Source organism: Chitinophaga oryziterrae (assembly GCF_009758125.1).
GTDB classification, from domain to species: Bacteria; Bacteroidota; Bacteroidia; order Chitinophagales; family Chitinophagaceae; genus Chitinophaga; species Chitinophaga oryziterrae.
The window spans coordinates 269084-290977 of sequence record NZ_WRXO01000008.1; the positions used below are offsets into that span (position 1 = coordinate 269084).

20 protein-coding genes are annotated in these 21894 nt (G+C 44.8%); 9 read left to right on the forward strand and 11 right to left on the reverse strand.

Translation table 11 applies throughout. From position 1 onward, the window contains the following. Position 1: 1 nt before the first annotated feature. Positions 2-745, forward strand: a complete 744-nt coding sequence (locus tag GO495_RS24085) for an RluA family pseudouridine synthase (protein ID WP_157302504.1) — start codon at positions 2-4, stop codon at positions 743-745. 199 nt (positions 746-944) lie between these two features. On the opposite strand, the gene GO495_RS24090 is transcribed toward GO495_RS24085, so the two are convergent. After that, positions 945-1580 carry a peroxiredoxin gene (locus GO495_RS24090; protein ID WP_157302505.1) on the reverse strand — a complete coding sequence of 212 codons (636 nt, stop codon included), beginning with the start codon at positions 1578-1580 and terminating at the stop codon, positions 945-947. A gap of 389 nt (positions 1581-1969) precedes the next feature. Continuing rightward, positions 1970-2554: a hypothetical protein gene (locus GO495_RS24095; protein ID WP_157302506.1), complete on the reverse strand. Its 585-nt coding sequence runs from the start codon at positions 2552-2554 to the stop codon at positions 1970-1972. Positions 2555-2655: 101 nt separating this feature from the next. Here GO495_RS24095 and GO495_RS24100 point away from each other — a divergent pair, with 101 nt between their 5' ends. After that, positions 2656-3657: a helix-turn-helix transcriptional regulator gene (locus tag GO495_RS24100; RefSeq protein WP_157302507.1), complete on the forward strand. Its 1002-nt coding sequence runs from the start codon at positions 2656-2658 to the stop codon at positions 3655-3657. A gap of 11 nt (positions 3658-3668) precedes the next feature. Beyond that, positions 3669-5300: an adenine deaminase gene (ade, locus tag GO495_RS24105; RefSeq protein ID WP_157302508.1), complete on the forward strand. Its 1632-nt coding sequence runs from the start codon at positions 3669-3671 to the stop codon at positions 5298-5300. A gap of 59 nt (positions 5301-5359) precedes the next feature. Here the strand turns inward: ade and GO495_RS24110 are convergent, their stop codons facing one another. Next, positions 5360-6445 carry an anhydro-N-acetylmuramic acid kinase gene (locus GO495_RS24110; RefSeq protein WP_157302509.1) on the reverse strand — a complete coding sequence of 362 codons (1086 nt, stop codon included), beginning with the start codon at positions 6443-6445 and terminating at the stop codon, positions 5360-5362. Positions 6446-6543: 98 nt separating this feature from the next. Here GO495_RS24110 and GO495_RS24115 point away from each other — a divergent pair, with 98 nt between their 5' ends. From GO495_RS24115 to GO495_RS24135, 5 genes are all read left to right on the forward strand, one after another. Then, a complete protein-coding gene (locus tag GO495_RS24115; RefSeq protein ID WP_157302510.1) occupies positions 6544-8433 on the forward strand; it encodes a YfbK domain-containing protein in 1890 nt (629 codons plus the stop codon). Positions 8434-8593: 160 nt separating this feature from the next. Further along, on the forward strand, positions 8594-9247 hold the full coding sequence (upp, locus tag GO495_RS24120; RefSeq protein WP_157302511.1) for a uracil phosphoribosyltransferase: 654 nt from the start codon (positions 8594-8596) through the stop codon (positions 9245-9247). 203 nt (positions 9248-9450) lie between these two features. Further along, positions 9451-10470 (forward strand): PorP/SprF family type IX secretion system membrane protein, encoded by a 1020-nt coding sequence (locus GO495_RS24125; RefSeq protein WP_157302512.1) that lies wholly within the window; start codon positions 9451-9453, stop codon positions 10468-10470. 157 nt (positions 10471-10627) lie between these two features. Then, positions 10628-11407: an EI24 domain-containing protein gene (locus tag GO495_RS24130; protein WP_157302513.1), complete on the forward strand. Its 780-nt coding sequence runs from the start codon at positions 10628-10630 to the stop codon at positions 11405-11407. After that, positions 11391-12110: an SAM-dependent methyltransferase gene (locus tag GO495_RS24135; RefSeq protein WP_157302514.1), complete on the forward strand. Its 720-nt coding sequence runs from the start codon at positions 11391-11393 to the stop codon at positions 12108-12110. Before GO495_RS24130 ends, GO495_RS24135 begins: the two co-directional genes overlap by 17 nt. Positions 12111-12220: 110 nt before the next feature. Here GO495_RS24135 and GO495_RS24140 read toward each other — a convergent pair whose 3' ends face one another. Both GO495_RS24140 and GO495_RS24145 read right to left on the reverse strand, forming a co-directional pair. Next, positions 12221-12595 carry a hypothetical protein gene (locus GO495_RS24140; protein WP_157302515.1) on the reverse strand — a complete coding sequence of 125 codons (375 nt, stop codon included), beginning with the start codon at positions 12593-12595 and terminating at the stop codon, positions 12221-12223. A 12-nt stretch (positions 12596-12607) separates the two neighbouring features. Next, positions 12608-13984, reverse strand: coding sequence for a M20/M25/M40 family metallo-hydrolase (locus GO495_RS24145; protein ID WP_157302516.1), 1377 nt, complete (start codon positions 13982-13984; stop codon positions 12608-12610). A gap of 201 nt (positions 13985-14185) precedes the next feature. Between GO495_RS24145 and bshA the strand changes: the two genes are divergently transcribed. Beyond that, positions 14186-15328, forward strand: coding sequence for an N-acetyl-alpha-D-glucosaminyl L-malate synthase BshA (gene bshA, locus GO495_RS24150; RefSeq protein ID WP_157302517.1), 1143 nt, complete (start codon positions 14186-14188; stop codon positions 15326-15328). An 81-nt stretch (positions 15329-15409) separates the two neighbouring features. On the opposite strand, the gene GO495_RS24155 is transcribed toward bshA, so the two are convergent. From GO495_RS24155 to porV, 6 genes are all read right to left on the reverse strand, one after another. After that, entirely contained in the window at positions 15410-16834 is a 1425-nt protein-coding gene (locus GO495_RS24155) for a murein hydrolase activator EnvC family protein (protein WP_157302518.1), read from the reverse strand. A 69-nt stretch (positions 16835-16903) separates the two neighbouring features. After that, positions 16904-17734, reverse strand: coding sequence for a lipoprotein insertase outer membrane protein LolB1 (gene lolB1, locus GO495_RS24160; protein ID WP_157302519.1), 831 nt, complete (start codon positions 17732-17734; stop codon positions 16904-16906). Between the two features lie 16 nt (positions 17735-17750). Then, positions 17751-19556 (reverse strand): tetratricopeptide repeat protein, encoded by a 1806-nt coding sequence (locus GO495_RS24165; protein ID WP_157302520.1) that lies wholly within the window; start codon positions 19554-19556, stop codon positions 17751-17753. A gap of 2 nt (positions 19557-19558) precedes the next feature. Next, positions 19559-20002: a dUTP diphosphatase gene (dut, locus tag GO495_RS24170; protein ID WP_157302521.1), complete on the reverse strand. Its 444-nt coding sequence runs from the start codon at positions 20000-20002 to the stop codon at positions 19559-19561. Between the two features lie 18 nt (positions 20003-20020). Beyond that, on the reverse strand, positions 20021-20512 hold the full coding sequence (ispF, locus tag GO495_RS24175) for a 2-C-methyl-D-erythritol 2,4-cyclodiphosphate synthase (protein WP_157302522.1): 492 nt from the start codon (positions 20510-20512) through the stop codon (positions 20021-20023). Positions 20513-20625: 113 nt separating this feature from the next. Then, positions 20626-21813 (reverse strand): type IX secretion system outer membrane channel protein PorV, encoded by a 1188-nt coding sequence (porV, locus tag GO495_RS24180; RefSeq protein WP_157302523.1) that lies wholly within the window; start codon positions 21811-21813, stop codon positions 20626-20628. Positions 21814-21894: the final 81 nt, after the last annotated feature.

Sequence of the window (21894 nt, forward strand, 5' to 3'; positions counted from 1 at the left end):
TATGAGGATTAACGACATTATTATAAAAGAAACACCGGACTTTGTTGTATTGAACAAACCGGCAGGTACACTAACAATACCCGACAGGCATGATAACCAGTTATCGTCCCTGCAGGGAATGCTGAAAAAACACTACGGTGAAATATTCACTGTACACCGCCTTGATAAGGATACCAGCGGTATCATCTTGTTTGCGAAAAACGAAGTATCTCACAAGTACTACTCCCAGTTATTCGAGACCAGGAATGTAGAGAAATATTACCTGGGACTGGTGAATGGCCAGCTGACTCCTGCTACCGGCAGTGTGGAACAGGCTATTATGGAACATCCTGTTCAAAAGGGCAAGATGGTGATTAACAGCAAAGGGAAAGCATCTCATACTGATTATGAAGTACTGGAATCTTTCGGGTTGTATAGCCTGGTGAAGTTTCATCTGCATACCGGCCGTACGCACCAGATCAGGGTGCATGCGAAATACCTGGGGCATCCGATAGCAGTAGATGAATTATATGGTACTGAGGCTCCTGTATTCTTATCTTCTATCAAGAAAACCTACAAATTAGGTAAGAGAACTGAGGAAGAACGTCCGCTGTTAAAGCGTCTGGGACTGCATGCATGGCAGCTACAGTTTACAGATCAGCAGGGAGAAAAGCATGTTATTGAAGCGCCATTGGCGAAAGATATTCAGGCAGTAGTAACCCAGTTGCGGAAGAACAGTGGCAGAAGCTCTGAGCTTATCTTATAAAAGATTAATTAGTTGATAATTATTTAGTGTAGCCATTCGGGATCATCCTGGATGGCTTTTTTTAATTGCTATAAAAAAGAAAAACGGGGAGAAATCCCCGTTTCGTAAAAATCAAAAACCAACCATTAAAAACTCTTATGAATAAAAACCTGACACCCCTAGGTGCAGGTTTTAAACGTTATATCTTATGTACACGGCCTTATTTGTTCGGCTGTGGTGTTGTTCTGAGATAAGGCTTGATGATTTTGTGACCTTTAGGGAATTTTTCAGGAATATCTTCCGTCTTAATTGCTGCGGTTACAATTACATCTTCGCCATCCTGCCAGTTTGCAGGGGTAGCTACACTGTATTTAGCAGTCAGCTGTAAGGAATCAATTACACGTAATACTTCCTGGAAGTTTCTTCCTGTAGAAGCCGGGTAAGTGATCATCAGCTTTACCTTTTTATCCGGTCCAATGATAAACAACGATCTTACCGTAAATGTTTCAGAAGCATTTGGGTGGATCATGTCATAGAGGTCAGATACTTTCCTGTCTTCATCCGCGATGATAGGGAAGGTAACGTCTGTGTTCTGTGTTTCGTTGATATCTTTGATCCAGCCTTCGTGTTTAGACAATGAGTCTACACTCAGTGCAAGAACCTTTACATTACGTTTTGCAAATTCGTCTTTCAGCTGTGCCGTTTTACCCAATTCTGTAGTACATACAGGGGTATAATCTGCAGGGTGAGAAAATAATACACCCCAGCTATCGCCAAGATACTCGTAAAAATCTATATCTCCTATTGATGTCTTCGCCTGAAAGTTTGGCGCAGTATCTCCTAATCTTAAGCTCATAATTACATCTTTTTACGTTTCAAAAGTAGGATATTCCTACAAATATTATAGACTTTAGTTCTTTTTTTTGTAAAAAAAGTCCCTGTCTGGGGGAACAGACAGGGATGGAGTGTAACAAACAATTCAAAATAAACGCATTATGGATTATGCTTAATTATATAAGCGATCCAACTCTGCCGGGGTACAGGGTTTTCAGGGGGGATAGTCAGGGTTAACATGGATGGAGGGCACAGGTCAAATGGAATACATCATCAACTCTTTACAATATTTATCGAATAAAAAACCAGATAAGGGAAAGGGTCATTCAACAGATGTGTTGAGGTGCTTGTTTCCTTACCTGTCAAAGACTGACAGGCAAGGGAAACAAGGGGGTTAATGGTTAAATGGACCTAAATTGTTCTTTCTTTCCAGGCATAATATGCCAGGGTGTATTTAAGATCGTCTGTGAGATCGGCCTTCTGACGGGCAGCATCTTCCTCAAAGTCCAGCTCCATATAACCGAGATAGAGGGCATAGCTTTGATACAGCACATCCATGCAGTGATCGATCTTTTTTACATATTGTTTGGTTTTCTGAGGGGTTAACGGAGATACGTCTTCGATGAAGTAACACTCTCCTTTTGTATATTCTACCCAGTTGCCTTCTTCGCGGTAACCAGGGCGTGTTAAGCGGAAACTCATGTTATCGAACACAATAGCTGAACCCAGTTCTGCTTCAAGATCAATCATTTCAGGGATCTGACGCATGTTTTCCAGCTTCTGTACGATAGTCATCTGTACAGCATCGCTCCTGTCTTTTACATGGCGCAGCATGGTGTTCAGCACTTCATAACTGGTTACAAAGTCGCAGCGGTGCCAGCCATCAGCCTTTTGCAGGTGGCCCCAGAATGTTAAATAATTGGAATCATCCAGGATGATCTGTCCTATTGATATAGCCTGGAATGTCTGTGCGGTTGCTGTATTTACCTTGTTCATAGTGATTAGGCGTTTATAACAATTCAAAGGTATATGGGCATAACGCAGCGAATATGCGTAGCGAATTTTAACTATTTTTATCATCTAAATAATAACTGTCCATGCCGAAAAATAAGGATGCCGTCTCACGTTATCGCTGGATAGATGAACGGCTCCGCAATAAACGTTTAAAGAAACCCACCCTGGAAGACCTTATTGAATATGTATCCAGGAAAATGGATGCAACCATTTCTGTACGTACTATTCAAAAAGACATCCAGGACATGCGGCATGATCCTGAGCTGAACTATCATGCCCCCATTCTATATGACCGCAGCTCCGGGACTTACCGTTATGGCGACGATAATTTCTCCATCAGCAGTATTCCTATTGATGAAACCGATCTGCAGGGTCTTGAAATAGCGATCAGTATCCTGGAACAATTCCGCAGCCTGCCCGTTATACAGCAGTTTGAGGATGCTATCCTGAAAATAGCGGCCAGCCTGAAACAGAACCGTGAGGTGATGGAACATAAAGGACTGATCAAATTTGCGCGTGCGGCACAGTATAAAGGAGCGGCACATATCCCGGTGATAGTAGACGCGATCAAAGCACTGGAAGTGATCCGTATCTCGTATCAGAGCTTTGACAGAACAGAACCCAAGGAACACTGGGTAGAACCTTATCATGTACGGGAGTATCAGTCGCGCTTTTACCTGATAGGAAAAAGTCAGAAAGCGAAAGGAGGGACCCTGCTTACATTTGCGTTAGACAGGATCGTGGATTTATGGCCTACGGATAAGAAATTTGATGAGAAGAACTTTGATGATGCCAGTTATTACCAGCATGCAATAGGTATTACAGTGCCGCTGGGAGAGCCGGAGAAAGTAGTGCTGGCATTCACTCCCATACAAGGGAAATATATCAAGTCGCAGCCTGTTCATCCTTCTCAGCAAGTGGAATCAGATAATGAAAAAGAATGCCGTATATCACTGAATGTAGTTATCAATCATGAGTTGCAGATGCTTTTACTAAGCTATGGAGCGAATGTGAAAATATTACAGCCACAATCGCTGGCAGATAAAATAGCAGCATCTGCAAAGGCAATGCTCGAACTTTATTAATACCCGCTCATATGAAAACATTCGAGGTATCAGGTAACCTGATAGACATATTACAGCAAAGCATTTACCCGGCTACCATACAGGTAACTGACGGACGTATCAGCAGTATTACACCTAATGAAAACGTGTACGATCAGTATTTGCTGCCAGGGTTTGTTGATGCGCATGTGCATGTGGAAAGTTCCATGCTTACGCCTTCGCAGTTTGCACGACTGGCAGTGGTACATGGTACTGTAGCCACAGTCTCTGACCCGCATGAAATAGCGAATGTACTGGGTGTGGAAGGTGTGGAATACATGCTGAAGAACGGGAAGGAAGTCCCTTTCAAATTCTGCTTTGGAGCGCCGTCCTGTGTACCTGCCACCACGTTTGAAACGGCTGGTGCTACGGTGAGTGTAGCTGATGTGGAAGCATTGTTGGCCAAACCGGAAGTGCTTTATTTAACAGAGATGATGAACTTCCCGGGTGTATTGCATGAACAGCCGGACGTAATGGCTAAAATCGCAGCTGCCAAACGAGCGGGAAAGCCCGTAGACGGCCATGCACCAGGATTACGGGGAAAAGATGCTCAAAAATATATCGCTGCTGGTATCAGTACGGACCATGAGTGTTTTACAGCAGAAGAAGCGCAGGACAAATTGCAGTATGGCATGCAGATCCTGATCCGTGAAGGAAGTGCTGCCCGAAACTTTGATGCGCTGATTCCTTTGCTGGACGAGCATTATGAGAAGATGATGTTTTGCAGTGATGATAAACATCCGGATAACCTGGTGGAAGGACATATCAATGTGCTGGTGAAACGTGCGCTTGCATTAAAGCTTGATCTGTTCAAAGTATTGCGTGTGGCCTGTGTGAATCCGGTCTTACATTATAAGATCCCTGCCGGTTTGTTACGCGTGGGAGATCCTGCAGATTTTATCATCATCGATGATCTTAATTACTTCAATATACTCTCTACCTATATTGACGGAGCCTTAGTGGCGGATAAAGGTGTTACACTGATAGATTCTATTGTAGCTCCCGTAATCAATAACTTTGATTGTATCCCAAGTATCCCCTCTGATTTCTGGATTCCTGCCAGTGGAGATACCATTACTGTTAAAGTAATAGAGGCGCTGGACGGACAGCTTATTACCAATAGTTTGCAGGAAACATTACCTGTTCGGGATGGTGTGGTCAGTACTTCTGTGGAGAAGGATGTGTTGAAACTGGCGGTGGTAAACCGTTATCATCCTGCACCTGTTGCACTGGGCTTTATCCGCAACTTTGGATTTTCACATGGCGCGATTGCTTCTTCAGTAGCGCATGACAGTCATAATATTATTGCAGTAGGTGTGGACGATGTAAGTATCAGTCTTGCCGTGAATGCCGTGATAGCAGAACGTGGTGGTGTAAGTGTGGTACGTGACGGTGTCGCCAGCGTATTACCGCTACCGGTAGCAGGCCTGATGAGTAACCTGGACGGTTATGAAGTAGCAGCCAGGTACAGTGAGCTGGATGCAGCGGCCAAGGCTTTAGGCAGCCAGTTGGGCGCTCCTTTCATGACCTTATCATTTATGGCATTGCTGGTAATTCCACATCTGAAACTGAGTGATCTTGGGTTATTTGATGGAGATACTTTTAGCTTTACGAATGTTATCTGATTTTTTTGTGATGGTGCGAAACACCATCACAAAAAAATTGAAGATGTTTTGTATCCAGATTATATAGCCCATAATGCTCCGCCAACACTGTCCTTTTCTGCACCGGTCACGGAAGACAATGCATTCGGCTCCTGCCTCCAGCGTAAAGTTCCCAGTAACGCCATCATCAGCGCATTTCTGAATGTGATGGTTTGTTCATCAGGAGTAATGATCTCAATATTATAAGGCTGTAACTGTTCGCGAATGTGCTGCAACAGGAAACTGTTAAACACACCACCACCTGTCAGTAATAACTTTTGTTCCTGTTCTGATCCGCTTTGCAACTTGGCAATGGTTTTCGCTATCTGCGTAGCAATATGATGGGTATACGTGTTTAGCTTCCCCTGTGTAGAAAGCTGATGTCCCTGAATAAGCGGTAATACAGTACCTGTACCGAATTTACCTGCCAGTGTTTTAGGATGATCCTGCCCGTAATAGGACAACCCGTTCAGGGATTCCAAGAGGGCATTATCGGTAACCCCACCCGCTGCCAGTTTACCATCTTCATCGAAAGGTTTACCGAGGGTTTCTGCCAGGGCATCCAGGATGTAGTTGCAGGGGCAGATATCGAATGCAATGAAATTGTTATTCACCATAGAGGAGATGGTCGCATTTCCGCCAAGATTAAGGCGGTAGCGGTAATCCGGGAACAGAAGCTGTTCTGCGACAGGCACCAGTGGCGCTCCTTTTCCTCCCAGGGCTACGTCCATAGCACGCAGGTCGCTGATTACCGGCAAGCCTGTTACAGCAGCGATGGCAGCGCCTTCTCCCAACTGGGCCGTCATTTTCTGTGAAGGCATATGGAATACAGTATGGCCATGTGCAGCAATAAAATGCACCTGGTGATCCAGCTGATGATCTGTGATGAACTGTTTCACAGCATAGCCGATATAATGACCGAACTCACTGTGTAACAGCAGGTAATCCCTGGCGGAGAGACTTACGGCAGCTCCAAGTTTCTCTTCCCATTCTATTGTATATGCCTTGCGTTCAGCGGCTTTGATCTCATACGTCCATTTACCCCTTACTTCTGTAAGCCCTGCAAACACGAGGTCCAGTCCGTCCAGCGAGTTCCCGGAGGTGATCCCTATTACATTATATACCATCCACTAAAATTTGTGCAAAAGTAGGAGATATTTTTTTCCTGCTTTTATGGAATCGGATAATACCCCTGCATCATAGTAGCAGATTAAAACAAATCGTTATGCAAAAATATCTTTTTCTGTTGCTGGTGGGACTGATCAGCTTAAACGCACAGGCCCAGCGTATCATTACCGGAACGGTATCAGATTCCGCGACCAAATCGCCGCTGGCGGGCGCTGTGATCAGTATTGCCGGCAGTTCCATTCAGACTACAAGTAATGCCAAAGGTGTTTTTAAACTGACGGCACCGGCGGCCGCGGTTACCATACAGGTTACTTATTCCGGGTATGAAAAGGGAACTGCTATTGCACAACTGACGAATAATACTGTCAATATTCTATTAACGCGGGCAAAACGGGATTTGCGGATAAAAGATGTGAAGAGAAAGACGATAATGGCCAATGAGAAAGAGCTAAGTGAGGTGGTGGTAACAGGTTATGCCAGTCCCAAAAAGGCACTACAGAGCAGAGCCTCCGGGGTGGTCGTATCGCCATCAACTTCCTATTCAGGAATCTATTCAGCCCCACCACCTGCAGATAACACAGAGACCTACAGTGCTATCAATGAAAACAACTTTCATACGGTAAGTGATCAGCCACTCAGCACCTTCTCTATTGATGTAGACCGTGCCTCTTATACCAATATCAGGCGTTTTCTGAATAACGGTCAGCTCCCTCCTGCTGATGCGGTGCGTGTAGAAGAAATGATCAATTACTTTGATTATCAATATAAAAATCCAACTGGAAAAGATCCGGTAGCGATCTATGCTGATATGGCCATTTGCCCATGGGAACCTTCTCATCAACTGGTACGTATTGCATTGAAAGCCAAAGATGTCCCTAAAGAAAATCTTCCCCCTTCCAACCTGGTGTTCCTGATAGATGTATCCGGTTCTATGGCAGATGAAAACAAGCTGCCACTGGTAAAACAGGCGATGAAAGCGCTGGTGCAGCAACTTCGTCCCCAGGACAGGGTAGCGATCGTTGTATATGCAGGAGCAGCCGGACTGGCATTGCCTTCTACTTCAGGAGGGGAGAAAAAAACCATTCTGGATGTGCTGGACCACCTGGAAGCTGGCGGCTCCACAGCAGGCGGAGAAGGGATCAAACTGGCGTATAGTACAGCCGCGGCCAACTTTAAATCAGAAGGTAATAACAGGGTGATCATTGCTACGGACGGAGATTTTAACGTAGGCCCTTCCAGTGACGGAGACCTGCTGCATATTATTGAGAAAGAACGTGATAAAGGGATTTTCCTTTCTGTATTAGGCTTTGGAATGGGCAATTACAAGGATAGTAAGCTGGAGTTGTTGTCTGATAAGGGGAACGGGAACTATGCCTATATAGATAATTTCGAAGAAGCCCGCAGGACCTTTGTCACAGAGTTTGGCGGAACCCTGTATACTGTAGCGAAGGATGTGAAATTACAGATAGAGTTTAACCCTGAATATGTACAGGCATACAGGCTGGTAGGATATGAAAACCGCTTATTACAGAATGAGGATTTTAACAATGATAAAAAAGATGCCGGGGAGATGGGTGCCGGACATACCGTTACTGCCCTGTATGAGGTGATTGCAGCCGGTAATAATGCGGAGGCGATCAGTTGGGTAGATCCCCTGAAATATCAGCAGCAAAAGATTATAGGAAGCAATACGGCGGAAGTGCTTACTGTGAAACTCCGGTACAAACAACCACAGTCAAACAGCAGCCAGTTATTATCACAGGTACTGCCCTGGAAGAATCAGCCGGTAACAGCTACAGCGCCCGATTTCCAGATGGCCACAGCCGTTGCGGCCTTCGGATTATTGCTGCGGAATTCTGAATACAAAGGACAGGCCACCTATGATCAGGTATTAGCCCTGGCAGGGAAAGCCAAAGGAGAAGATCCTGAAGGGTACAGAGCAGAATTTATACAGCTGGTAAAGAAAGCGATGATTATAAAAGAATAGCTATCCAGGAATAAAAAAGTATCAGAAAGATAATAGCCGTAAGGCATTTGTAAGCCCCTTAAACAGTTAGCAATCAGAGCCGTATAAAAATTTCTTTATACGGCCTGATTCTGACGACCAATCATTTAACACTACAATGAAAAATGTGTACTTTGCACACATGTTAATTAATCTAAGTAATACCAATTCGCTGGTAGGAGAATGGCTAAGTGAGATAAGGAGCATGGACATACAGACAGACAGGATGCGCTTCAGACGTAATATGGAACGTGTTGGAGAAATAGCCGCCTACGAGATCAGCAAAACATTGGAGTACGAGGAGAAAGAAGTTCAGACCTCCCTGGGTATTGCCAATTGCCGTGTATTGAAAGAACAACCGGTACTGGCAACTATTTTAAGGGCAGGCCTGGCATTACATCAGGGATTGCTCCACTATTTTGATAAAGCTGATCATGCCTTTATTTCAGCGTACCGTAAACACAAGCATGACGGTTCTTTTGAAATTAGCCTGGAATATGTTTCCAGCCCGTCCATAGAAGGACAGGTAGTGATCTTGTCAGATCCTATGCTCGCCACAGGAGCCTCCCTTGTGAAAACCATCGAACACCTGCAGGGAATAGGGAAACCCAAACATATACACCTGGTAGTAGCCATCGCCTGTACCATAGGAATTGAATATGTGCAAAGACATGCCGGCAACAACCTTAGTATATGGGCCGGAGATATTGACGATGAACTGACTGCCAAAGGTTACATTGTTCCGGGTCTGGGAGATGCCGGCGACCTGGCATTCGGTAACAAACTGCAGCAATAAGCCAAAATCATCATAAGACTGGATTATAGATATACCCGGAAGATCCTTAGCCAATAAAAAATTATAATAAAACACCCATTAATTACTAATGAGTTAGGGCGTCCTCATCCTTTCTATTATATATTTTTAATTTGCGATATGACGAGTTTTTAATACCTTCACATGGAACCATGAGAAAACCCTATACATATAAGTATTGTTTTATGAAGAAAGTGCTGCTTTTATTCACGATCATTGTTGCAATGATGACCCCGGCAAGGGCGCAGGATCCGCATTTTTCGCAATTCTTTGCCTCTCCGCTTACCCTGAATCCGGCTTTTACCGGCCTTTTCTCCGGTGACTACCGTGTTTCCGGCAACTACAGGTCTCAGTGGAGAAGTATCTCTACTCCATTTACTACAGGTACTGCGGCGATCGACTTCGGCATTCTTAAAAATGCAATTAATTATACAGATATATGGGGTGTTGGTGTAATGGCGATGTATGACAGAACAGGGGGTGGTGCACTTACATCTACTTACCTGAGTTTCAGTACGGCTTATCATAAAGGTCTGGATCCTGAAGGGAATCATACACTAGCTGTTGGTATCCAGGCTACTTATGTACAAAAGCGACTGGATCAGACCAAACTGATGTTTGAAAATCAGATCGATAATAATGGTTATAACCCTGCTCTTCCCAGCGGTGAATCCTTTGCCCATCCATCTATCTCTTATATAGATCCTAATATCGGTATCCTCTATAACGGTCTTGTAGGCGAATCCTCCAATATCTATCTTGGAACATCCTTCTATCATATCACGCAGCCTACCGAAACTTTCCAGAACGAGAATAACAACAGGCTTACTGCCCGCTGGACGGCTCACGGTGGTGGTTCCTTCCCTGTAGGGATGGGTAACCGTATCCACGTGAGTGCCCTGTATATGAAACAGAGTACTGCTTCTGAGTTTACTTTCGGTGGAGCTTACGGATTCGACCTGAGCGGTGGTGATGAGGATAATCCAAAAACATTCTACCTGGGTAGCTGGTATCGTTTAAAAGATGCGATCAATCCTTATGTAGGTATGGAAATCAACGGTTTTACCGTAGGTCTTTCCTACGACATGAACGTTTCTTCACTGAAACCCGCTTCCAATTACCGCGGTGGTATGGAAATATCAGTGATTTACATTCACAAGAAGAGTGACGGTAACAAGTACAGAACACTTTGCCCACGGTTCTAATCAACTAATTATACCTAAAAAAACCTGCCGGTTGTATCAGCCTGGCAGGTTTTTTATTTCTGCCTTCCACATTTTTTTTCTGTTGTTCCACTGATTTTTAGTTACTTACAACCGGATCGATAACCAGAAGGGCTAACTAACCACTAAATACATTCAATTGTTTTCATTCAGAGAAGTACTGGCAGCCGTGCAGGCTTATGGGAAAGCGCATCAGTTTATAATGCAGCATAAATTATGGAAATGGATACTGGTACCCGGTATCCTGTACTGCATATTGTTTATTACCGGAAGCTATTTTGTATGGGGATATTCGGGAGACTTTGTAGAGTATCTCTTCAACCTGTTACCTATCCGTGTTTGGATTCAGGACCTGGCCAGCAGCTGGATCAGTTTCTTTTTCATTCTACTGGCATTTTCCATACGGATAGTGTTCCTGCTGTTATATTTTTCCTACTATAAATATCTTTTCCTGGTACTGGGGTCTCCCCTGTTTGCTTATTTATCAGAGAAAACGGAGGCCCTGCTGGACAGAAAGGAATTTCCTTTCAGCATGCAGCAGTTTTTGAAAGATATGATGCGGGGGATACGCCTTTCCTTACGGAATATGTTGTATCAGACCATCTGTGTAATATTCCTCATCATCTTATCCTTCATACCTGTTGTGGGATGGATTACGCCGCTCATTGCCTTCTTTATAGAATGCTATTTCTATGGTTTTTCTATGATGGATTACAGCTGTGAAAGGCATCAGCTCACTACGAAACAAAGCATTTCCTTTATAAAGGCGCATAGAGGCATGGCACTTGGCAATGGTATGGTATTTTACCTGCTGATGTTCATTCCCGTGCTGGGATGGGTAATGGCCCCCTCCTATGCTGTTATTGCCGCCACTATTCACTTATCAGATAAACGACTGTTGCATGGAGCCCGTTGGTAAAGTATACCTTATTCCCACCGTATTAAGTCCGGATACATTACATACCATTCCACCGTATGTAACTGCAGCCGTACAGCGGATCAAGGTGTTTTTTGTAGAGAATGAACGTACAGCACGCCGTTATATGAAAGCGCTGGACAGGACTGTCAACATAGATGAGATGCAGTTGTTGCTGATGGATTCTCATAATCCTCCGGATATTGCGCTGGCAAAGAAGACATTACTTGCCGGACAGGATATTGGGGTAATCAGTGAAGCAGGATGCCCTGCAATAGCTGATCCCGGGCATCTTGTGGTGAAAGCCGCACATACTATAGAAGCACCGGTGATACCCATGGTAGGGCCTAATTCCATCATACTGGCGCTGATGGCTTCGGGCATGAACGGACAGAATTTCCAGTTTGTAGGATATCTGCCAGTGAAACCCGCCGAAAGAATGAAAGCGATTGCTGACCTGGAAGTGCAGGCGAATAAGAAAAAACAGACCCAGATCTTTATAGAGACCCCTTACAGGAATAATTATATCCTGAAAGATATACTCGCTACCTGTAAGGACCATACATTACTATGTGTGGCAGCCGATATTACCGGGACAGAGGAATACATTCATACCCGTACGATCAGGGACTGGAAACAAACGACATTACCGGAGCTGAATAAGAAACCGGCCATTTTTCTCCTGTATGCAGGGGAACCGCAGTAGCTTCATGCTTCATCCATGCATCAGGTATGCTTCAGGTATGAAGGAGACATGAAGGAGGTATGCTTTAAGCATATAAAAAGAGAGGCTGTCATGTAGCCTCTCTTTTTATATTAATTAGCGTCTTTCATCGATATCACACTATCTACTATAAAATTACTGTAGCCTCTCCAGGGGATAGCACCCAGGTATTCTTTATAGTGTAACTCTACAAATTTCCCACTGGACGTCATCAGTTGCTGCGCGATACGCTCGTCTGCCACTGAAAACTGGAATTCATTTGACTGTAAAGCTCCCGGTTGTTTGGAACGGTAGCCAGTCTGAATCAGCCGGCCTTCGTATGTTTTAAATATATAGCCTTTCTGAACAAAGTAATTCAGTTCTCCTGCCTTTACGCCACGGCCAAATACGAAGTAGTATTTATAGCCGAAGAACGCAGCCAGAATAACAATAACAGCAAGGGCAATCAATAATAGGAATCTGCGCATAATTATATAAGATTATAGTCCGTGTTCATCTACAAGATAAATCAATGCTGCCAGGCTGAATGCGCCCAGTTCCAGTTCTCTTTTATTTACGGCGGCAAAGACATCATTGACAGCATGATGTAAATCAAAATAACGCTGGGAATCCGGGAATAGTTCACCCATCGGACATCCTGTTGCTGCACTCAGCTCTCCTACGTCCACGCCACCACCTACTGCATCAAATTCATAGATATCGTATGGCAGGAACAATGGGGCCCAGGACTTGATCTTTGCCCTCTTTTCTGGCGGCATTTCAAAAGAGAAGCCTCTTGGAGTGAAGCCACCCGCATCACTTTCCAGCGCGAAGATGTGCTGTTCGTGAGCCGCTTTAGCTAATTCCCCATATTTCTTACCACCACGGGAACCATTTTCTTCATTAGCAAACAATACGATACGTATTGTGCGTTTAGGACGGATACCCAGTGCTTTGAAAGCCCTTAATACTTCGATGGACTGTACACAACCGGTACCATCATCATGTGCACCTTCGTTCACGTCCCAGGAATCCAGGTGACCACCCACAGTGATGATCTCCTCAGGGTGTTCAGTACCGCGGATTTCCCCGATAACATTGTGTCCAATTGTATCAGGTAACATGCGGCAACTGGTACGCAGGTAGAGTTTCAAGTCGGGTTCCCCTTTCAGGCGGCTGCTCAGCAGGTCTGCATCCTGCAGGCCCACGGCTACAGCCGGGATCTTAGGGAAGGAGTCGTTATAAGCCATTGCGCCGGTGTGCGGGAAGTTATTGGCACCATGTGTCATGGACCTGATGATAATGCCCACAGCACCATATTTGGCAGCACGGCTGGCACCCTGTCCACGGTATCTCACTGCTTCTGCGTAAGAATCGAATGTGCGGACAAAAGCCGGATTAAAGGGATGGTTGTAGAATACGATCTTACCTTTAATCTTGTCTTTCTTTGCTTCCAGTTCATCGAAAGTTGCAATTTCAATGATGGGCGCTGTGATACCACCCGGAGCGCTGGCTACAGAATTACCCAGGGCCAGTACATTTAAAGGAGGAATGAAATCGCGGCGGCGGGAAATGATCCGCACTTCTTCTTTTGCACCACGTACCCAGTGAGGCACCTTACATTCCTGCAGATAAACGGTATCTGCACCTGATTCTTTTAATGTCTTTGCTCCCCATTGTTCGGCTTTCACCATTTGAGGAGATCCTGCCAGGCGACCGCCTACAGTTTGTGTGAGTACTCTCAGCTCTTCGTAAGCCTTACTGTTTGTAAGTACTTCCGTTGCTAACTGGCGTAGTTTTAATGAATCATTCTCTAATTGTTGCGCACTTGCCGGGAGTGAACAGATCAATAATACCGGCAGTAGATATTTTCTCATAAGCACTAATCTGATATTTGGATTTAAAGCTAAATAATTACCGCTGTTATTTCAAATGTGCCGCAAATCATCTAACAAACCGTTAATCCCATTAAACGCCTTAATCATGTTAAAATGTTATAATTTCGTAGTCTGTAATTGAGTAAACGGCGTTATGTGTACAATGTACCACGCTAAGGGTTAAGTATCAAACAATAAAATATGCGTATAGGAATAGTATGTTATCCTACTTACGGGGGTAGCGGTGTCCTTGCTACTGAGCTGGGCAAAGCGCTCGCGGATAAGGGGCATATGGTACATTTTATTACATATCAGCAACCTGTGCGTCTGAGTGCCTTTCATGCCAATATATTTTACCATGAGGTGCAGGTGCCGACCTACCCTCTCTTCGACTTTCCGCCATACGAATCTGCATTAAGCAGTACGATGGTAGACGTGATCATGAATCATCAGCTTGACCTGCTGCATGTACATTATGCTATTCCTCATGCTTCCACTGCTTACCTGGCAAAACAGATCGTAGGCAAGCAGGGAAGAGTTGTTCCATTTATCACTACGCTGCATGGTACGGACATCACCCTGGTAGGGAAAGATAAAACCTATGCCCCGGTAGTTACCTTCTCCATCAATGAATCTGATGCTATTACAGCAGTGTCTAATAACCTGCGGGAAGAGACGTACAAATCATTCCCTATAGAAAAAGATATTGAGGTGATCTACAACTTCGTAGATGTGGAGCGTTTTAAACGCAGGGAACCTGAGTTACAGCATTTCCGTAATGCGATCGCTCCTGATGGTGAGAAGATCCTGTTACACGTATCCAACTTCCGTAAGGTAAAAAGAGTGCCTGATGTGGTAAAGATATTCCGTAAAGTGCGTGAGGAAATGCCTGCTAAATTGTTGCTGGTAGGTGATGGTCCTGACAGACCAGTAATAGAAGGCATGTGCCGCGAATGGAACCTTTGCGGGGATATCCGTTTTGTAGGTAAGCAGGAACAACTGGAAGATGTGATGTCTATCTCTGACCTGTTCGTTCTGCCTTCTGAATACGAAAGTTTTGGATTGGCAGCGCTGGAAGCAATGGCAGCACAGGTCCCGGTAATATCGTCCAATGCAGGCGGTTTACCGGAAGTGAATATTCATGGACAAACCGGTTATTTAAGCAATGTAGGAGATGTGAACAGCATGGCCAAATATGCCATACAGTTGTTGAAAGACGATAAGCTGATGTCTGTTATGAGACAAGGTGCACTGGAACAGGCGCAGCGTTTTCACATCAGCAATATTATACCGCTATATGAAGCCTTGTACGAAGAGGTGATTAATAAAGCATTAGTGATGTAAGGTGTAATTTTTTTGAGATGGTGCAAAGCACCATCTCAAAAAAATTGAAGGGGTTTTGCCCTGCACCCCAAAAGTGAAGTATTATTTTCTTCTTATCCAGCTCTCAGGATTCTGTTTGGCAATACCTTTATAGATCTGTAATTCTACTTCTCCCTGGTTTTCCAGTTCATTGGTACCCGCTGTTCCAATCACCTGTCCGGTGTTTACTTTATCTCCTGTTTTTACATTCACTGTCTGCAAGCGAACATAGTTGGTAAAGTACTGACCATGACGGATGATCACAAGCGCTCCACCACCAGGGATGATTACCACTTTCCTTACCTCGCCCTGGAAGATCGCCCTTACAGCAGCCCCTTTGCTGGTGCCGATGATGATCCCATCATTCTCTACTGTGATCCTTTCCATTACCGCGTGCTGTTGTTTACCGAAGTGACCGATGATGTTACCGGAAGTAACAGGCCATGGTAATTTTCCGCGGTTAGTTTCAAAACTTTCTGATAATGCAAGGGCTTCAGGTGTAGCTTCCAGTACGTTTTCCACACGTGCCGGTTTTTCTACTTCTGCAGGCGGTGCCGGAGCTGGTTTGGAAGGAGCTTCAGGAGCAGGTCTCTCTACTTTTTCCGGTTTATCTGCTACTGCATCATTTACGGCATTGGCTTTTGCTGCCGCCGCTGCTGCGGCTGCCGCTTTACGGGCAGCATCCTCACGTCTCTTCTTTTCTTCCAGCGCTTTCCGCTTGGCCGCAGCTTCTTCTTCAGCCTGTTTACGGGCTGCTTCAATTTCACGACGGATTACTACCTGTATCGCTATCTGCACTTTCTGTGCGTCTTTCTTATTCTTATTGATATCTGCTATCAGTTCCTGTTCCCGGCCTTTGAGCTGCGTGAGTACCTGATCTTTTTCTTTCTTATCTGTTTCCAGGATGTTGCGCTGTTCCTGTTCCGTTTTCAGTGTACCGGCACGTTTATCTTTCTGATCTCTTAAGTTCTCTATTTTCTTATTCAGCAACACCTGTGTTTCGAGAATATTATCAGCCTGACGACGCCGGTAATCGCGGTATTGTTTCAGGTACTGATACCTCTTGATCGCGTCGTTGAAACTCTGCGAAGAAAAGATAAAGTTGAGCATGTCGTAGGTACTGCGGTTTTTATAGGCATATACTACGAGTTGTGCGTACTGAGATTTGAGCGTATCCAGATCTTTCTCCAGTGTTTTAATATCACGGTAGGCAGAGTTGATATCTCCGTTTATGAAATTGATCTCTTCGTTGATATTATTGATAAGCCGGGTACGCAGCGTGATCTTATCGCGCAAAGCTCTCAGCTGACCAAGGCTTTCGCGGGTAGACTTCTTGGTTACCTTTAATGCTTCATTCGCTTCATCAATCTCTTTCTGTAGCTCTTTTTTCCTATGTTCCAGTTCTTCCCGCGATGGTTGAGTTGCCTGCGCGTTGAGCAGTGCAGGTAGTAAACCTAGAATCAATATAAATGGGAGAAACTTCTTCAAATTCAGCATGATGGTTTTAAAGATAACTGCAAAACAGCAATTTACAAATTTGTGTTCAACAGAAGCGTACTATTCTTTAGAATAACCGGAAGGTATTGTAAATGGAAAACTAACAGGCTGATTGAAATCTACCTTATTAAAATCCATATCTATCTTCGTAAAATTCTTATCTTCTACAAATACACGGCGACGTGTAGCGAACTTATGCCCATCCTGAGATTTGTATTCACCATAGGTGAGTTCGCAGGAACGTTTGCGTGAGCTGTCCTTATCCATCACCTTACTCTGCTGTAACACATAATCATCCGCAAAAACATTAAACAAACTGGTGAATAAAGTACTGTCGCAACTGAATGAAATAACTGCGGGCGTTTTAACAACCTGGTAAATGGAATCCGTGAGATATACCGGATTACCTATGATTAAATCCTGCAGTGTTTTAAAATCGAATGGAATATTCAATACATCGTTCGCATCTCTTATAGCGCGGAGATATTGTTTTTTATGAAACTTGTCTATTGCTTTAAGGCTGTCCGGAGTAATGATGGCACGTGCTACTTCACCAATTACGGGAAGAGAAGCTGAGATCCAGATGATACTGTCTTTCTGCATACGGATCACAGCGCTGATACCAGCCATCTGTTTTGCTTCACTTTCAAAATCTACTTTCAGTTTGGCTGAAAAGGTATTGAAACCGATGATGTTACTACGGATTTTGGACAGCATGTTTTTATTGAAAGTGTTGGCTTCTGCGATTGCGCTGCTGTCGGGAGTGGTGGTGTTATGTTGACTAGTATCAGTTACGGGAAAAGCAGAACGCTGTATATGGCGTGCGTGCCTGCATGAAAACATTCCTGTGCTTATAATACCTAATGTAATTAGTGCTAGTGTCTGCTTCATCATGTTCTTTATTCTGTTATTCTCTTTCTGTAGCCAGGATGTAGCGCTTTTCTGCAATTTTGCGCGCCAGTCCTACAGAAGTTGCCCCTTTTTCCTTAGCCAGTTGCCAGTATTCCATTGCTTTTTCCACTTCATGCAGGTTAAACAGAATGTCTCCGTAATGTTCCAGCATATTGGGGTTTTGCATGGCGTCTTTAGCCTGCAAGGCTTTCTCCATCCATTGTTTTGCCTGATCGTATTTTCCCAGCCGGAACAGTACCCATGCATAGGTGTCCATGTAATTGGTACTTGCAGGTTCCAGTTCCAGTGAGCGGCGTGACATCTCTTCAGCTTTGTTTAGTTGTTCGCCGCGCAGGGAAAGGTAGTAGCTATAATTGTTCAGTACAGTGGCATCATTTGGCGTAATGGCCAGCGCACGGTCGTAGCTGCTGTCTGATTGTGAATGCTGTCCTGTAGCATGGTAGGCATCTCCCAGCAGAGAGTATACATCTGCTTTCATGCCCTTTTCTGCCTTGCTGGCCATCAGGGAACTGTTGAGAGCGTCTATTGCTGCCGGATAATTTTGTAGCAAAAAGTCAGCCACGCCTTTGAAATAGTGGCCCATAAATTCCTGTGGGAACTTTTTAGCAACTATTGTACTCACTCTCAATAAGTTATTAGGATCTTCCCTTCGGGAATAAATCCACATCATCTGATACCATACGGTGTAACGTGTAGAATCCAGTGTCACCGCCTTGTTGTAGTCAACGAGGGCGCTATCCAGTTGTCCTGCCTGGGAGTACATATCCGCCTGTAAAGCGTATGCTTTGGCTTCGTCCGGGTGAGCCTGGATAACCAGCTGTGCCAGTTGCAGACCTTCCTTTAGCTTGGAGCTGTCTACTCCCTGCATCTGCAGGTAAGGATATACATAAGCCACTTTTTCATCGATGCTATATTCAGGATTGGCAAAAGCACGGGTAAGGTATGCCCAGTATTCTTTGTAATTGCCTTCCTTTTTAGCATAACCGGCTAAAGCAATCAATGCACGCGGGTTACTGGAATCCAGTCCGAGTGCAGTATTATAGATGGCTTTGGCTTCGTCCGTACGGTCATTGGCATTATAAATATCTCCCAGCACCAGGTAAAAGCGTGTCTCACCCGGGTTCTGGTTGATGAGTTTCTGGATTTCCGCCGCCGCATCATCTACCCTGTCCAGTTTAAGCAGCAGGCGTTGTTTTTGATAGGCCAGTTCTTCCACGACACCGGTTTTTTGTTCCAGCTGGTCGAAAACGTCCAGGGCTGCGGAGTTCTTCTCTGCTTTTGCCAGGAACATCCCTTTGTTGTAAAGGTATTCGTCGTTGGAAGGGTATCTTTTTGAGAGATTGTCGTAGACATTAGCTGCACTATCGTACATACTGTTCACCCCAAATGCATCTGCCAGGGTAATCTGGAACCATTTGTTGGCAGTATCCAGACTGGCAGCACGCCGGGCAAAGCCCAGTGCATATCCGGGGTTATGAACTTCCACAAAAAGGCGGGAGAGCTCGTAGTAAGCAGTCGGATTGTTCTTCTTAAGACGCAGATAGTCTGAGAACTGGGTGATAGCCGTGCGGTAATCACCTAGTATTTTAGAACGCTGTGCGGCAAAGAAAATACTGTCTGCCCTTTGTTCCAGGAGTGCCGGATCTTTGATGTAGATACGGGGCGGGGTAAAAGCGGTCGTTTTCCTGGGTGTGCGGCATGAAAAGAGAACGGTAAAAAGCAACAGGGGCATGGAAATACGCATCACGCATCTAAAGTATGACCTGGCTCTGTTGTTTCCCTCTATTCTCCTTATTCTCATATTTAAGATTTTCCTGTGTGTCCAAACCCGCCGGTGCCGCGTTCTGTATCGGTAAGCAGCTCTACTGTTTCCAGGCGGGCCTGCACAAATGGTGCGATGATCATCTGTGCAATTCTTTCTCCGGGTGCGATGGCCTGGGGTTCGTTGGACAAATTAATCATAATGATCTTGATCTCTCCCCTATAATCGGCATCAATTGTGCCAGGCGTATTCAAAAGGGTGAGTCCCTGTTTGATAGCCAGGCCACTGCGGGGTCTTATCTGCGCTTCATACCCCGAAGGCAGTTCTATGAATAAGCCGGTGGGTACCAATACTCTTTCGAGTGGTTGCAGCGAAATTGCTGTTTCCAGGTTGGCACGCAGGTCCATACCTGCCGCATCTGCCGTGGCATAAGCTGGCAGAGGATTAGCGGATTTATTGATGATTTTTACTGAAATAGCAGCCATGGGGCAAAGATATTCTAATTAGTTAATAGTGTATTTTTCCAGTAGTACGGTAGCATAGGCCACTACTCCCTCTTCCCGGCCAACAAAGCCCAGTTTTTCGGTGGTGGTCGCTTTGATGGAAACATCTTCTATAGTCAGACTAAGAATCCGGGCAATAGTTTCCTGCATCTGTGGCACGTAGGGTTTTATTTTAGGGGCCTCTAAACAAAGGGTACTATCAATATTCACTACCTGGTATCCTTTCTCACCTACCAGCTGCATTGTGCGTTGCAACAGGATTTTGCTGTCTATATCCTTATAAGTATTATCCGTATCTGGAAAATGTAACCCTATATCTCCCAGGGCAAGGGCGCCCAGCATGGCATCGCAGATAGCGTGCAGCAGAACATCTGCGTCACTATGGCCCAGGGCCCCTTTATGATGTGGAACTAAAACTCCCCCTAACCAAAAATCGCGGCCTTCTACCAGTTGATGAAAATCCACTCCCGACCCGATACGCAGTTTGCTCATGATATAATATGTCTATGAAAAATGAAGATAAGCTCTAAATTAAAAATCCTCCGGAAATATCCGGAGGATTTAAACATTTTAAAAAAATATTAACTATTTAATTTTCAGATGTATTACCAGGTAGCGCCACCATCACCCTCGTCCTGATGACCAAGATCGAAGATCAGCGTGAATCGCAGGGTATTGGACAGCGGATTACGCTGGATACCGTTTCCTGAAGGAACAAGGTAAGAGAAGTTCAGTCCGAACATGTTATACTTAACACCCACACCGGCAGTAGCGTATTTACGGTTGCCTTTGTTTTTGTTTTCGTAGAAATAACCGAGCCTGACAGCAAACATATCATTGTAGGTATATTCACCACCGGCAGATACGGTGAATTCCTCTAATTCTTCCTTAAAACCGCCCGGTGCATCACCAAAAGAGGAGAACATACCCTGTAAAGTACCTTTTTCGCGGTATTTACCGAGGCTGTCCGGAGTAGGCACCATCAGTTTATTCACATCGGCGGTGAGCATGATTTTGTTGGTTTCATCCAGACCGAAGGTATAGGCAGTACCTAAACCGAAGTTAGTAGGGATAAAATCTTTATTGGTAGCTGAAGAAGTATAAGAGATCTTGGTACCCATGTTGGTCAGTGCAAGACCTACGTTCCAGGTATTTACAGTCCCATTTTCTTTTTCGTATTCTTTCGTGTAGAAAAAGGAAACGTCTGCTGCAAAAGCAGTACCCGGTTTGATTACACGGCCCCCTACTTCACCACTGGCAAGGTTGGAATAAATGTAACGGCCAGCCAGCGCCAGAGAGAAGTTATCTGATAATTTACGGGAATAACCTGCATCGAATGCAAACTCGCGTGGGTGATAATCGTACGTAGGCTGACCAGAGATATCTGTGAAATTGATAGTACCGAGGGAGAAGTAACGCAGGGACCCGGATACGGCCTGCATTTCATCCATCTGGTAGTAACCAGCTATAGTAGCCAGGAATACGTCATTTACCAGTTCTTTCAGCCATGGGGTATAAGTAACGGACACCGCAGAACGGCTTTTTGCAAAAGGGATCTTGGCCTGGTTCCAGTAGATGGAGTTAGCGTCGGGCGAGGTGGCAACACCTGCATCCCCCATTGCACCTGCACGGGCATCCGGAGAAATACGCAGAAAAGGTACAGCCGTATTGATAGTATTGGTACGTCCATCAACGCTACCGCTGGTGATTTGAGCTACAGCAGAGAAACCAGTTGTAAGGCAACAAATAAGAAAAAGGTTTACAGTTACCTTTCGTATCATGCAATTGTACATGCAGTTGTATTTAGAACGAGATGTAAAAATAGTTCGATTTTTAATATATACAAGATCAGGGGCCTGGTAAGGGACGATGCG

Coding starts and splice junctions, on each gene's coding strand:
- GO495_RS24085 (WP_157302504.1), top strand. CDS start 2: ATGAGGATTAACGACATTATTATAAAAGAAACACCGGACTTTGTTGTA.
- GO495_RS24090 (WP_157302505.1), bottom strand. CDS start 1,580: ATGAGCTTAAGATTAGGAGATACTGCGCCAAACTTTCAGGCGAAGACA.
- GO495_RS24095 (WP_157302506.1), bottom strand. CDS start 2,554: ATGAACAAGGTAAATACAGCAACCGCACAGACATTCCAGGCTATATCA.
- GO495_RS24100 (WP_157302507.1), top strand. CDS start 2,656: ATGCCGAAAAATAAGGATGCCGTCTCACGTTATCGCTGGATAGATGAA.
- ade (WP_157302508.1), top strand. CDS start 3,669: ATGAAAACATTCGAGGTATCAGGTAACCTGATAGACATATTACAGCAA.
- GO495_RS24110 (WP_157302509.1), bottom strand. CDS start 6,445: ATGGTATATAATGTAATAGGGATCACCTCCGGGAACTCGCTGGACGGA.
- GO495_RS24115 (WP_157302510.1), top strand. CDS start 6,544: ATGCAAAAATATCTTTTTCTGTTGCTGGTGGGACTGATCAGCTTAAAC.
- upp (WP_157302511.1), top strand. CDS start 8,594: ATGTTAATTAATCTAAGTAATACCAATTCGCTGGTAGGAGAATGGCTA.
- GO495_RS24125 (WP_157302512.1), top strand. CDS start 9,451: ATGAAGAAAGTGCTGCTTTTATTCACGATCATTGTTGCAATGATGACC.
- GO495_RS24135 (WP_157302514.1), top strand. CDS start 11,391: ATGGAGCCCGTTGGTAAAGTATACCTTATTCCCACCGTATTAAGTCCG.
- GO495_RS24140 (WP_157302515.1), bottom strand. CDS start 12,595: ATGCGCAGATTCCTATTATTGATTGCCCTTGCTGTTATTGTTATTCTG.
- GO495_RS24145 (WP_157302516.1), bottom strand. CDS start 13,984: ATGAGAAAATATCTACTGCCGGTATTATTGATCTGTTCACTCCCGGCA.
- bshA (WP_157302517.1), top strand. CDS start 14,186: ATGCGTATAGGAATAGTATGTTATCCTACTTACGGGGGTAGCGGTGTC.
- lolB1 (WP_157302519.1), bottom strand. CDS start 17,734: ATGAAGCAGACACTAGCACTAATTACATTAGGTATTATAAGCACAGGA.
- GO495_RS24165 (WP_157302520.1), bottom strand. CDS start 19,556: ATGAGAATAAGGAGAATAGAGGGAAACAACAGAGCCAGGTCATACTTT.
- dut (WP_157302521.1), bottom strand. CDS start 20,002: ATGGCTGCTATTTCAGTAAAAATCATCAATAAATCCGCTAATCCTCTG.
- ispF (WP_157302522.1), bottom strand. CDS start 20,512: ATGAGCAAACTGCGTATCGGGTCGGGAGTGGATTTTCATCAACTGGTA.
- porV (WP_157302523.1), bottom strand. CDS start 21,813: ATGTACAATTGCATGATACGAAAGGTAACTGTAAACCTTTTTCTTATT.